Annotated in this window: 10 protein-coding genes and 1 pseudogene; 2 read left to right on the top strand and 9 right to left on the bottom strand. The window is 68.9% G+C overall.

The genetic code is table 11. The annotated features are described in order from the left end of the window. Positions 1-10 precede the first annotated feature (10 nt). The 5 genes and pseudogenes from EP26_RS23520 to EP26_RS23505 all read right to left on the bottom strand — a co-directional run. A pseudogene (locus EP26_RS23520) lies at positions 11-286 on the bottom strand (transposase); the annotation flags it as partial. Positions 287-492: 206 nt separating this feature from the next. After that, complete coding sequence (locus EP26_RS38680) at positions 493-873, bottom strand: transposase (protein ID WP_408735111.1); 381 nt, start codon at positions 871-873, stop codon at positions 493-495. Between the two features lie 194 nt (positions 874-1,067). Further along, positions 1,068-2,072, bottom strand: coding sequence for a ribonucleotide-diphosphate reductase subunit beta (locus tag EP26_RS23515; RefSeq protein ID WP_043342270.1), 1,005 nt, complete (start codon positions 2,070-2,072; stop codon positions 1,068-1,070). Positions 2,073-2,220: 148 nt separating this feature from the next. Further along, positions 2,221-4,374: a sensor histidine kinase gene (locus EP26_RS23510; protein WP_043342269.1), complete on the bottom strand. Its 2,154-nt coding sequence runs from the start codon at positions 4,372-4,374 to the stop codon at positions 2,221-2,223. Positions 4,375-4,566: 192 nt separating this feature from the next. Continuing rightward, entirely contained in the window at positions 4,567-6,432 is a 1,866-nt protein-coding gene (locus EP26_RS23505) for a ribonucleoside-diphosphate reductase subunit alpha (protein ID WP_211259526.1), read from the bottom strand. Positions 6,433-6,749: 317 nt separating this feature from the next. Between EP26_RS23505 and EP26_RS23500 the strand changes: the two genes are divergently transcribed. Beyond that, a complete protein-coding gene (locus tag EP26_RS23500; protein WP_043342268.1) occupies positions 6,750-7,103 on the top strand; it encodes a hypothetical protein in 354 nt (117 codons plus the stop codon). A 7-nt stretch (positions 7,104-7,110) separates the two neighbouring features. Here the strand turns inward: EP26_RS23500 and EP26_RS23495 are convergent, their stop codons facing one another. The 4 genes from EP26_RS23495 to EP26_RS23480 form a co-directional block, all read right to left on the bottom strand. Further along, positions 7,111-7,395, bottom strand: a complete 285-nt coding sequence (locus tag EP26_RS23495; protein WP_043342267.1) for a hypothetical protein — start codon at positions 7,393-7,395, stop codon at positions 7,111-7,113. Positions 7,396-7,531: 136 nt separating this feature from the next. Next, positions 7,532-8,818: an ArgE/DapE family deacylase gene (locus tag EP26_RS23490; RefSeq protein WP_043342266.1), complete on the bottom strand. Its 1,287-nt coding sequence runs from the start codon at positions 8,816-8,818 to the stop codon at positions 7,532-7,534. A 58-nt stretch (positions 8,819-8,876) separates the two neighbouring features. Further along, complete coding sequence (locus EP26_RS23485; protein WP_052389574.1) at positions 8,877-10,442, bottom strand: ABC transporter substrate-binding protein; 1,566 nt, start codon at positions 10,440-10,442, stop codon at positions 8,877-8,879. A gap of 87 nt (positions 10,443-10,529) precedes the next feature. After that, on the bottom strand, positions 10,530-11,543 hold the full coding sequence (locus EP26_RS23480; RefSeq protein WP_084112856.1) for an amino acid ABC transporter substrate-binding protein: 1,014 nt from the start codon (positions 11,541-11,543) through the stop codon (positions 10,530-10,532). Between the two features lie 132 nt (positions 11,544-11,675). Here EP26_RS23480 and EP26_RS23475 point away from each other — a divergent pair, with 132 nt between their 5' ends. Further along, a complete protein-coding gene (locus EP26_RS23475; protein WP_043342265.1) occupies positions 11,676-12,563 on the top strand; it encodes a TauD/TfdA dioxygenase family protein in 888 nt (295 codons plus the stop codon). Positions 12,564-12,632: the final 69 nt, after the last annotated feature.

The following is a 12,632-nucleotide window of genomic DNA, read 5'->3' as shown; positions in this document are numbered from 1 at the left end:
GGGCTCACCACTTTCCCGAGGCAGCTTCCTTCAGGATGACCTTCTCGAGCGTCAGGTCCGACACCGCCTTCCGAAGCCGTGCGTTCTCGCGCTCGAGTTCCTTTAGCCGCTTTACCTGGTCCAGCTTCAGTCCGCCGAACTCCGTCCGCCAGCGGTAGTACGTCGGCTCCGTCACCCCGATCGCCCGCACCGCATCCGCCACCGTCTTCCCCTGACCGATCAGCACCTCCGCCTGCCGGAGCTTCGCCACGGTCTCCTCCGGCGTGTGCGCCTTCTGCCTCGCCATCCCAAACACCCCTTCGCTGCCGCCGGACTACGATACCAGCGGACCACTTCTAGGGGGCAGGTCACGAGAATGTCGTCGCAGGATCGGAAGACCCGGCTCGGCAGTCAGTTGTCTCACATGAATTGCCACAGGTTCTCGATCGGGTTGGGCTCCCGCGTGGTGGGTACTGGTCAGCCGTGACGCCTGGCCCAGCGCCTTGCGGTCAATCAGCCCAGCCGGACCCTTGGCATAAACCGAGCAACCCGGTCCCGGACGATCTGCACTGTCACTCCGCCGACCCGAGCGGCTTCTGTGCGTCGGGGCGTCGGTGCATGGGTGGAGAAGCTACAGAAGCGCCGAAACGAGGCGCGATCACCAAGCGCCTCGGCCAGCCGCATGTCGGACGAGTCATGCCAGACCGCGATCAGCATGGCCTTGAACAAGGTCAGGGGCGGCTGGGCCGGCTCCCTTTCGCAGCACAGGAAATATCGCGCAGCTGAAGCTCGATCGGCGTCCAATCGATCGGATCCAGAAGCTTGTCCAAAGTCGACCGACGCCCAAAACTTGCGGAGCTGAACACCAACGTGTCCTGGCCGACCCGACGACACGGCATGCGAGCCTCCACCGCTGACCGCCTGCGTCGAATCAGAGCCAAGCTTCCAGGTCCAGCGCTATCCGTGCACAGGTCTCATTGGGTGAAAAATCCCGGCGAGGGAGCCCTCGCCGGGTCGGAGCACTTTGTCGAAGCTGAAATTCAGGGCTCCGAGGTATCCGTCACTCCTCTTCCTCCGTGGACACAATTTCAATCGGACCAGACTTCCTCCCAGGTGCCGGAGGTGCTGGCCTTGGAGTACTCCGTTGCGCGGTTCTCGAAGAAATTGGTGTGCTCGACCGCGTTCAGCATCTCGTCAAGCCAGGGCAGCGGGTTCTTCTCGATGTGGTAGAGCGGCTGCAGGCCGAGCTGCTGCAGGCGCCGGTCGGCGATGAAGCGGATATAGGTCTTGGTATCCGCCGCGTTCAGCCCCTCGACGCCGCCCAGCTCGAAGGCGAGGTCGATGAAGGCGTCCTCATGGTCCACGATGGTGGCGCAGATGAGGTAGAGGTCGCGCCGCAGCTCCTCGGTCCAGATCTCCGGATTCTCCTGCACGAAGGTGCGGAAGAGGCGGATGACGGAGAGGCAGTGCAGCGTCTCGTCGCGCACCGACCAGGAGACGATCTGGCCCATGCCCTTCATCTTCCCGAAGCGCGGGAAGTTCATCAGGATGGCGAAGGAGGCGAAGAGCTGCAGCCCCTCGGTGAAGGCGCCGAAGGCGGCCAGGGTCTTGGCGATCTCGGTCTTGTTGTCGACCGTGAAGCCCTGCATGTAGTCGAACTTGTCCTTCATCTCCTTGTATTTGAGGAAGGCGCTGTACTCGAGCTCCGGCATGCCGACCGTATCCAGCAGGTGGCTGTAGGCGGCGATGTGGATGGTCTCGATGTTCGAGAAGGCGCTGAGCATCATCAGCACTTCGGTCGGTTTGAAGACCTGGCTGTAGTGCTTCATGTAGCAGTTGTTCACCTCGACATCCGCCTGGGTGAAGAAGCGGAAGATCTGGGTGAGCAGATTGCGCTCGCCGGTGGTCAGGTTGCGCTGCCAGTCCTTCACGTCGTCGGCGAGCGGCACCTCCTCCGGCAGCCAGTGGACGCGCTGCTGCGTCAGCCAGGCATCATAGGCCCAGGGGTAGCGGAAGGGCTTGTAGACCGGGTTGGCGGTCAGCAGGTCGAAGCGCACGGGGTGCTCGTCGGGAGCGTGGATGCCATCGGGCATGGTGGTGTCCTTGCAGCTGGCGGGCGAGAGGCGGGCACTCCATCGAGTCCCCGGTGGGCGCAGGATGGGCGGACTCGCCGCTTGCCACAAGAAGACCCAGGGAGTCCCGAAGTTCCTCACCCTACCATATTTGGTGTGCGTTGCGCCCTTACAACACAATTTCTGGGGCGCGAGTAGGTGCGACAGCTTGTGCCAGCGGCACGGCGATGTCGCAGGCAAGCCCCTCCGTTGCCCAGCGCATCGTCGTCTGGCCGTGCAGCTGGTGCTCGATGCCGGAGCGGATGACGCGGCTGCCGAAGCCGCTGTGGGCCGGCGCCCCGGCGAGCGGCGGCCCGCCGTGTTCCTCCCAGCGCAGCCTCAACAGGCCAGCGGCCTGGTCCAGCTGCCAGGTCAGGACGAGGCGGCCGCCGGGGACCGAGAGCGCGCCGTATTTGGTGGCGTTGGTGGCCAGCTCGTGCAGCGCGAGCGAGAGCGGCTGGGTCGCGGCGGCGGTCAGCTCGACCGGCGGGCCGGCCAGCGTCCAGGGCACCTCTTGCGAAGCGCCTTCGGGCGAGGCGAAGGCGGCCAGGCTGCGCTCCACCAGCATCCGCAGCCCGGTGCCGGACCAGCCGGTCTCGGTCAGCAGCCCCTGCGCTCGCGCGATCGCCGCGACCCGGCCCTCGACCGCCGCCGCAAAGCCGGCCGCATCCGCCTTCGGGGCCAGCCGCACCGCCGCCTGCACCACGGCAAGGGCATTCTTGGCGCGATGGTCGACCTCGCGCATCAGCAGCCATTGCCGCGCCTCGGCCGCCTTGCGCTCGGTCACGTCGCGGGCGACGCCGGCGATGCGCAGCGGGAGGCCGCTTGCCGGGTCGCGCTCCACCGTGCCGCCATAGGTTTCCATCCAGGTCCAGCCGTCCTGGCCCTTCCGCACGCGATACTCGACGCGGTAATGCTCCGCCTCGCCCCGCGCCACCGTCTCGATCGCCGCTTCGAGGCGGGCGCGGTCCTCGGGATGCACCGTCTCGGCGAAGTAGCGGTCGAGCGAGAAGCCGGCGAGCGGCAGGTCCGGCCGGGCCGGCAGGACCTGTCCGGTCCGTGTCGCGGTGCGGCTGGGCAGGTCGATCTCGAAACTGCCAAGCCCGGCCCCCGTCAGGGCCAGGCGAAGGCGGGTCTCGCCGCGGCGCAAGGCCGCCTCGGCCTGCATGCCAGCGATCCGCAGGGCCTCGAACTCGGCCACTGGGGCGTCGGCCATGGGCGGCAGGAAATCGCCAGGCGGCGAGCCGGCGGCGACCCGTTCGGCATGGCGCACCAGGGCATGGACGGGCCGCAGCACCCGCCGGGACAGGCCGATTGCCAGCGCCAGGCCGAAGCCAAGCGCCAGCAGGCCGCCGACCAGCAGGGCCAGCAGCGGACCAAGCCAGGCCTGGAGAAAGGTCGCCTCGGGCTCGTTCACCCAAAGCGTCCAGCCCGGCGCGGTGGCAAGCCGGTGGTAGGCGACCCGGATGGGCGTGCCGTCGAGCCAGCGCCGCCCCGAGACGAGGCCGGTGGCCTGCCACGACTCCTGCGCGGCTCCCTGAGGCCGCATCTGACCGACCAGGCGCTCGTGGTCTTCCGAGCGGGCGACCATGACGCCGCGGCCGTCGGTGACGGCGATGGCGCCCTCGCCCGGCGAGGCTTGGCTGCGTAGCAGCTGGGCCAGGTGCTCCGGCAGGATCGGCATGCCGACGACATGCCGCACCGTGCCGTCGCGCAGGGCGGGGACGAAGACGAAGGCGGTGAACCGCCCGGAGGTGCGCCCGACAGCCAAGTCGCTCACGGTGAACCGGCCGGTGGCAAAGACCCGCGCCACCGCTGCCCCGCCCCCGCCCGGGCCAAGGCCGCCGCCGGAACTGGGTAATTCCTGGCCGGGCTGGATGAAGGTATGGGCGACCAGGCGAAGCGAGCTGTCCATCGCTGTCACCCAGCCGCCGAAGGCCGTGCCGATATTGCGCGCGAGGCTGTCGAAGGCAGCGAGGTCGCCGCCCGGATCGAGATACGAGGAGGCGGCGAGGACTTCCAGCGCGGCCCGGCGGGCGCCGATCTCGCTGTCGATCATGGCGGCGAGGGCGCGGGCGCTGTCGAGCAGCCGGCCCTCGGCAGCGGCGTGATAGCTGCGCAGTGCGGTCCAACAGGCCGCGGCGCCGAAGCCGAGGGCCGGGAGCAGGGCCGCCAGGATCAGGCCGATGAGGTAAAGGCGCAATCCGCGGGGCTGGCGGCCGGGCCTGGTGCCGGGCGCCGGCGCTGCAAGTGGCACGCCGGGGGCGGCGGCGCTCTGGTCCATGCGTCCGGTACGTCCTTGGACCGCGCCGGCAGCGCGTCCGGCCGGGCGCGGAGGACCGGACACGGTCCACGCCGGCCAAGCCTCGTCTGCGAGCGGCTGGGAGATTATATCGACTTCATATATACTGAAGCCGCACCAATTCCGACAATGGAAAATACAGCCGCAAGAGAGCCGGCGAGGCCGCCGGCCTCGTCACTGGCAGGCGAGGCATTCCTCGTAATCGGTCGTCGCGGTCTGCGCGCTGCGGGCCAGCAGCGGCAGTGCCGCATCGGCCGCGGTGGGCACATGCGCCGCCATGATGTCGTCCTGGCCGACGATCTTCTCGCTGATCGTATCGGCCCGTTGGATAGACAGGCTGCGGCAGTAGTAGAGCGACTTCACGCCGCGCTTCCAGGCCATGACATGGATCTGGTGCAGGTCGCGCTTGTGAATGTTGGCGGGCAGGAAGAGGTTCACCGACTGGCTCTGGCAGATGAAGGGCGAGCGGTCAGCAGCGTGCTCCACCACCCAGCGCTGGTCGAGCTCGAAGGCGGTCTTGAAGGTGGCGCGCTCCTGCTCGGTCAGGAAGTCGAGATGCTGCACGCTGCCCTTGCGAACGGTGATGCTCGTCCAGGTGTCCTCGTCGTCGCGGCCGTGCTTCGCCAGCACCTTCTTCAGGTAGGGGTTGCGGACGATGTAGCTGCCCGAGAGCGTCTTGTGGTTGTAGACATTGGCCGCGATCGGCTCGATCCCCGGGCTCGCGCCGCCGGTGATGATGGAGATCGAGGCGGTCGGCGCGATCGCCATCTTGTTCGAGAAGCGCTCCATGAAGCCGTACTCGGCGGCGTCCGGGCAGGGGCCGCGCTCCTCGGCCAGGAGGCGGCTGGCGGCATCGGCCTGCTCGCGGATGTGCTTGAACATCCGCTTGTTCCACACCTTCGCCACCACGCTCTCGAAGGGCACGTTCTGCGCCTGGAGGAAGCTGTGGAAGCCCATGACGCCGAGGCCGACGGAGCGCTCGCGCATCGCGCTGTACTTCGCCTTCGCCATGCTGTCGGGCGCGGTGTCGATGAAGTTCTGCAGGACGTTGTCGAGGAAGCGCATCACGTCCGGGATGAAGCGTGGGTCGTCCTTCCACTCGAACCAGCTCTCGAGGTTGAGGGAGGAGAGGCAGCAGACGGCGGTGCGGTCACGGCCGTGCTGGTCGCGGCCCGTGGGCAGGGTGATCTCGGAGCAGAGGTTGGAGGTCTTCACCTCAAGCCCGGCCAGCTTGTGGTGCGCCGGCATCGCCTTGTTCACATGGTCGGAGAAGACGAGGTAGGGCTCGCCGGTCTCGATGCGGGCGGTGAGGATGCGAATCCAGAGGGCGCGGGCGGAGATCTTCCGCATGATTGCGCCGTCCTTCGGGCTGGTCAGCGGCCATTCCTCATCGGCCTCGACGGCGCGCATGAAGGCGTCGGAGATCAGCAGGCCGTGGTGGAGGTTCAGAGCCTTGCGGTTCGGGTCGCCGCCGGTGGGGCGGCGAATCTCGATGAACTCCTCCACCTCGGGGTGGCTGACGGGGAGGTAGACGGCGGCCGAGCCGCGGCGGAGCGAGCCCTGGGAGATGGCGAGCGTCAAGCTGTCCATGACGCGGATGAAGGGGACGACGCCGGAGGTCTTGCCATTGCGGCCGACCTTCTCACCGATGCCGCGGAGATTGCCCCAGTAGCTGCCGATGCCGCCGCCCTTGGCGGCCAGCCAGACATTCTCGTTCCAGAGGCCGACGATGCCGTCCAGGCTGTCATCCGCCTCGTTCAGGAAGCAGGAGATGGGCAGGCCGCGCGTGGTGCCGCCGTTGGACAGCACGGGCGTCGCCGGCATGAACCAGAGCTTCGAGATGTAGTCATAGATGCGCTGGCTGTGCGCCGCGTCGTCGCCATAGGCCGAGGCGACGCGGGCGAAGAGGTCCTGGTAGCTTTCGCCGGGCAGCAGGTAGCGGTCATCCAGCGTCGCCTTGCCGAAATCCGTCAGCCGCGCGTCGCGGCTGCGGTCGATCTGAACCTGGTGATGGCCTTCAAGCTGAACCGTATCGAACACCGCCCTAATCCCTTCCAGTCCCCCGGTGGGGGAGAATGCATCCAGCAGCGACGCGACACAAGATATTGTCGTCCCACCCCCGCCATAACACCAGATGGGGTGTTTGGTTCCGACCCAGGCCAAAGCTTGGCCAGGCACCGATGTTCATCTTTCGTTCATGGATAAGCGGTCTTTGCGGGTGAGTTCGTCAAGCCTCATCGGCATCCATCCCCATGATCCCCGCTATCCACAGGCGCATCACAACGCAGACGAGATGGATTGCCCGGGCGGGGCGGGGTTTTGCATGCTGCCGGGACAACGAGGGATGGGAGGTCGCCATGGTCTTGCGTCGGTTTTTGGCGGGACTCGCCCTGGTGGCGATGGTGCCGGGACTTGCGGGCGCGGAGGGCAGAGTCAGTCTGTTCAAGGTGATCGGGCCGCGGGACGAGGTGACGATCGGCCTGACTGAGGCGGAGCTGGCGCGACTCGGCAGCGGGCCGGGGGTGGAGCGAATCGCGCGGGCGCTGGTCGCCGAGGGGCGGCTCACCGCCTGGCGCTATGCGGTGGGGCGGGCACCGGATGGGGGGACGCGATTCGCCCCCGCCGGGCGGGTGGCGATCCTCAGGAGCGAGAGCCTTCGGATCGAGCCTTATGCTGCGACGCTGCCGGTGATGGCGCCTCCGGCGGAGTAGCGGCGGGTCAGCGCTGCTGCGGCTGCTGCTGCGCGGGGCGGCGCGGGCGGGGGCGCGGGGCGGGGGTGGCATCGCCCGGGGTCGGCATCGCCGGAGCGGCGTTGCGGCCGAGGCGGCGGCGGGCCTGGTCGTCCCAGGAACGGACATCGGCCCAGAAATCGCCGGGCTCCACCGTCAGCGGCGGCTGACCGCTCGGGGCCTGGGCACCCGGCGCCTGGCCGGGCCGCGATTGCGCCTGAGCAGCGACGGGCAGCGCGAGCAGCAGGCCGAGCAGCGTCCAGATCCGGTGCATCGCCCTCCCCTTCTCCGGTTGGCGCGGTGTTGTGGGGCGAGGATGGCTAAGCGCGCAAGGGGGCCAGGAGGGGCGCTGCCCCTTCCAGACCCACCCCGCCAAAGGCCGGAGGGCCTTTGGAAACCGGGAGTTCATCTCATTCCATGGGGCGGGCGCCGCACCAGTCGGCGATGAAGGCGGCAATGGAGAGCGTCGTCTGCTTCAGGTGGTCGAGGTCGGTGCGCTCGTCGAAAGCGTGGGCCCCCTCCCCCTTCGGCCCGTAGCAAAGGCCGGGGATGCCGAAATAGAGGCCGTAGAAGCGGGTGTCGTTCACCGCAGTGGTGATGCGCGCCGGCATCTCGGCGCCGAAGACCTGGGCATGGGCGGCGGCCAGAACCGCTTCCGCCTCGCTGCCCGGCTCAAGCACGTAGCCATCGGCGAGGAAGCCGTGCCATTCGACCGAGGGCGGGTTGTTGGCGAGGAAATTGTCGCCGCGGGCGGCCTCGGCGATGCAGCGCTCCACGCCGCGCTGGATCTCGGCGACATCGGCGCCGGGGAGCAGGCCGATGCGGCAATCGACCTCGCACCAGGCGGGCGTGCTGCTGGCCCAGTCGCCGCCGCGGATGATGCCGGGGTTGAACTTCAGCGGGCTCTCGATGCCGTTGTACCACTCGTTGTGGCGGGCGGCCTCGTTCAGCGTGGCGGTATGGGCCTGGAGCGCCTGGATCAGGTGGTAGGCGGAGAGGATGGCGTTGCTGCCGCTCTGCGCGACGGCGACATGCACCGGGATGCCGCGCACCTTGATGCGGAACCAGAGCGTGCCGGTATGGGCGCGGGTGATGGTGCCGCCCGTCGGCTCCGGCACCAGCGCCGCCTCGGCGCGGTAGCCGCGCAGCAGGGTGGCGAGCGCGCCGTTGCCGGTGCTCTCCTCCTCGGTGACGGTCTGAAGGTGGACATCAGCGGCGGGTTCGAGGCCGGCGGTCTTCAGTGCGTCCATGGCGAAGACCATGGCGGCGACGCCGGACTTCATGTCATGCGCGCCGCGGCCATACATCCAGCCATCCTTGATGGTCGCGCTGTAGGGCGGGTAGGTCCACATCTCGTCGGGGCCCTCGGGCACCACGTCGATATGGCCCTGGAGGATCAGGCTGCGGCCGGTCGGCTTCTCCGCCCGATGGGTGGCGACGACCTGGACGGAGCGGGCCGGGTCGGCCTCCACCATCGGGCTTGCCTTGGGGTGGCTGGCGAGCGGGACATCGGCCAGGGTGAAGCGGTCAACCGCATAGCCGCGGGCGGCGAGCTGGCGAGCCATCCAGTCCTGCAGCGGCGCCTCGTTGCCGCGGGTGGAGGGGAAGCGGACGAGATCGGCGAGGAAGGCGGTCTCGCGCTCGAAATTCGCATCCACTGCGGCGGCGAGGCGGGCGAGCAGGGCGGCGTCGGGCATGCGAAGCTTCTCCGTGGCAGTGGCGATGCCGCAGCATGCGCCGGGCCACGCCCCCGCGCTACTGCACGGGCTTCGCGTATTGCGCGGTGGTGTGGTTCACCGGGCTCGGCTCGTAGGTCACCTTGTCACGCCGTCCCGCCCAGGTGTTGCGGAGGAAGATGATCGGCAGCACGCCCTTGTCCTCCAGCAAGGCTTGCGCGGCCTGCTGGGTGAGGATCTCGCGCCGCTCCGGGTCCATGGTCGTCAGCGCCTCGGCCAGCGGCGCGTCCATGGCGGGGTTGGAGTAGCGCTGGCGGTTGAAGGGGCCGTGGCCGAGCTCCGGGTTCCGCGTCATCGCCACCTGGCGCATCGGGTTGATGGTCAGGTAGCTGCTGAAATAGGTCATGAAGAGGGAGAATTCGCGGTTGGTGGCGCGGGTGAAGAGCGTCGCCGGCGGCAGCGTCTCGACCGAGGTCTCGATGCCGATGCGGGTGAAGGACTGGGCGAGGGCCTGCAGCAGCCCGTCATCGCCGGGGAAGAAGCCGTTCGGGCCGTGAATGGTCAGGCGGAAGCCCCCAGGGTAGCCGGCCTCGGCCAGCAGGGTGCGGGCACGGGCCGGCTCATGCGGCAGCGGCGGCAGGTTGGGTAGGCGGTGGGCGGCGATCGGCGCGGCGAACTGGTCGGCGGCGCGGGCCTGGCCGTGATAGAGCCGCTCCGCGATCGCCTCGCGCGGAATGGCGAGGGACAGGGCCTCGCGCACCCGCCGGTCGGCGAGCGGGTTGCGCGGCAGCGGCTTGCCCTGGCGGTCGAAGGCGAAGGGCGTCGTCTCCCGCATCGCATCCGGGGCGAGGTAGACGAAGGTCACGCTGTCCACGCTGAAGAGGGCGAAGCGCGGGTCGCGCTCCAGCCGGGGCATGTCCTGCATGGGGACGTAGTCGATCAGGTCCGCCTCGCCGGTCAGCAGCGCCGCCATGCGGGAGCCGCCCTGCGGGATGTAGCGGAAGGTCACGCGGTCCCAGGGCTCGGCCGGGCCCCAGTATTCCGGGTTGCGCGTCACTTCCAGCCGCTCGTTCGGCAGATAGCTGGCGTAGCGGTAGGGGCCTGTGCCGATGGCGAGCCGGCCGGTGTTGAAGTCGGAGGTCGCGGGGTTCGGCCCGTGCACCTTGCGCGAAAGGATGGCCGGCGCCGCCAGGTCGATCTGCATCAGCGGGTTCGGCTCCCGCGTGCGGAGGATGATCGTCTGCGGGTCCTTGATCTCGATGGCGCTGATGGTCCGCACCGCCGGGGTGAAGAGGGCTGGGCTGTTCGGCACGGTGGGGACGCGGGCGAAGGTATAGGCGATGTCCTCCGCCTCGAAGGGCGTGCCGTCATGGAAGCGGACGCCGGCGCGGAGCTTCACCTCCCAGGTCAGCGGGTCGATCAGGCGGAGGCTGGTCGCAAGCCGCGGCTGCGGGCGGGCCTGGGTGTCGAGCTCAAAGAGCGGCTCGTAGATCTGCCGCAGCACCATGTTGTTGTTGGTGGTGTTGTGGAAATGCGGGTCAAGCGCGCTGGGCGGCGTCTGCGCCGCGATCACCAGGTTGCGCTGCGCCGCGGCGGGCGCCGCCAGGCAAAGCGCCAGCGCCGCCGCAATGAAGCCATGGTGCATGGAAGCCTCCCGTCAGGCCGGTCTGTCGCCGGCATCAGGGAAGCGTCCGACGCGGGCCGGGCCCGCGTCAAGCAGCCTCGCGGGACCTCAACGAATGGGCGGCGCGTATTGCAGCCCGCCCTGGGTCCAGAGCCCGTTGATGCCGCGCGGGATGCCGAGCGGGGTGATGTTGCGCTCCCAGGTCTCGCCGAGATTGCCGACCTGGCGGATGATCTTCACTGCCCAGTCGTTGTCGATGCCCATCGCCCGGCCGAAATCGCCGGTGCGGCCGAGCAGGCGCTGGATGTCGGGGTTCGGGCTCCCCAGGAAGCTGTCGATGTTCTCGCCAGTGATGCCGTGCTCCTCCGCCGTCACCATGGCGAAGTGGGACCAGCGGACGATGTCGAAGAAGCGCCAGTCGCCCTTGCGCACCACGGCGCCGAGCGGCTCCTTCGAGATGATCTCGGGCAGCAGCACGAAGTCGGCGCTGTTGCCCTGGCCGGCGCGGAAGGAGGCCAGCGACGAGGCGTCGTTGGTGTAGGCGTCGCAGCGGCCGCTGACGAAGGCGGCGCGGATTTCCTCCACCTGCTCGATGATCACCGGGGTGAAGCGCAGCCTGTGGCTGCGGAACCAGTCGGCGAGGTTGAGCTCCGTCGTCGTGCCGGGCTGGACGCAGATGGTGGCGCCATCGAGCTGGCGGGCGGAGGTGACGCCGGAGGACTTCCGCACCATGAAGCCCTGGCCGTCGTAGAAATTGATGCTGGCGAAGGCGAGGCCGAGCTGCGCCTCGCGCCCCAGGCTCCAGGTGGTGTTGCGGACGAGGAGGTCGACCTCGCCCGATTGCAGGGCGGTGAAGCGGACCTGCGTGGTGGTCGGGACGAAGCGGACCTTGTTGGCGTCGCCCAGGATGGCGGCGGCGACGGCGCGGCAGGCATCGACGTCGAGGCCGCGGAAGGTGCCGCGGGCATCCGGCACCGCGAAGCCGATGGCGTTGACCGAGACGCCGCAGACGAGCTGACCGCGGGCCTTGATGGCCGCCAGGGTATCGGCGGCGGGCTGGGCCTCCGCCCGGGCCAGGGCGGCGAGTCCGAGGCAGAGACCGAGAAGCAGCGTGCGCATCATGCCCATCCTCCGTTGCGTCTGAGGAAGCTTCGCCGGGGCCGGCGGGCGGGCGCAAGCATTTCCCTGGCGCCGCAGTTTGCCCTAACCTCGGCCGGAACGGGGCCGAAGCCCCCGGATCGAGGGAACCTTGCCATGAGCCTCACCATCCGTCCCGCCAACCCGGCCCGTCCCGATTTCGTCGGCGAGGTCTCGGGCGTCGACCTGCGCCAGCCGATCGGCGCCGCCGAAGCCGCCGCGATCGACGCGGGCATGGACCGCTACGCGGTGCTCGTCTTCCGCGACCAGGACATCGACGACCAGCAGCAGATCGCCTTCAGCCGGCATTTCGGCGAGCTGGAGCTGGCGACGGGCGACATCGTCCAGGGCGCGGCGCGGCGGCTCTCGATGGAGATCAACGACATCTCCAACCTGGAGCAGGATGGCAAGGTGATGGCGCGGGACGACCGCAAGCGGCTGTTCAGCCTCGGCAACATGCTCTGGCACAGCGACAGCAGCTTCAAGCCGACGCCGGCGAAGTATTCGCTGCTCTCGGCGCGGGTGATCCCGGGCGGCGGGGGCAACACGGAATTCGCCGATATGCGCGCGGCCTGGGATGCGCTCGACGGTGAGATGAAGGTCATGGTGCGGGACCTCGTCTGCGAGCACAGCCAGATCTATTCGCGCGGCGTACTCGGCTTCACCGACTTCACGCCGGAGGAGCTGGAGAAGTGGCGGCCGGTGCCGCAGCGGCTGGTGCGTCGGCACCCGAAGACGGGGCGGCTTTCGCTCTTCCTCTCGGCCCATGCGGGGGCGATCCAGGGCTGGCCGGTGCCGGAGGCGCGGGCCTTGCTGCGCGACCTCAACGAGCATGCGACGCAACGCGAGTTCGTTCACGCCCATGTCTGGCGGCCGCATGACCTGGTGATGTGGGACAACCGGGCGACGATGCACCGGGCGCGGCGGTATGATTCGACGAAGGTGCGGGACCTGCACCGCACGACCGTCGCGGATGTGGCGCCGACGCTGGAGCAGGCGGCCTGAGGCTTCCGCACGATGCCGCTTCCGGTCGGCCCGGGGCGGCGTCAGTCATGATTTAACCTTTTCGCCCGT

This window comes from Belnapia moabensis DSM 16746, from assembly GCF_000745835.1.
GTDB classification, from domain to species: Bacteria; Pseudomonadota; Alphaproteobacteria; order Acetobacterales; family Acetobacteraceae; genus Belnapia; species Belnapia moabensis.
Note: the sequence above shows the minus strand (reverse complement) of the source record. Positions and strands in the feature narration are given on the sequence as shown.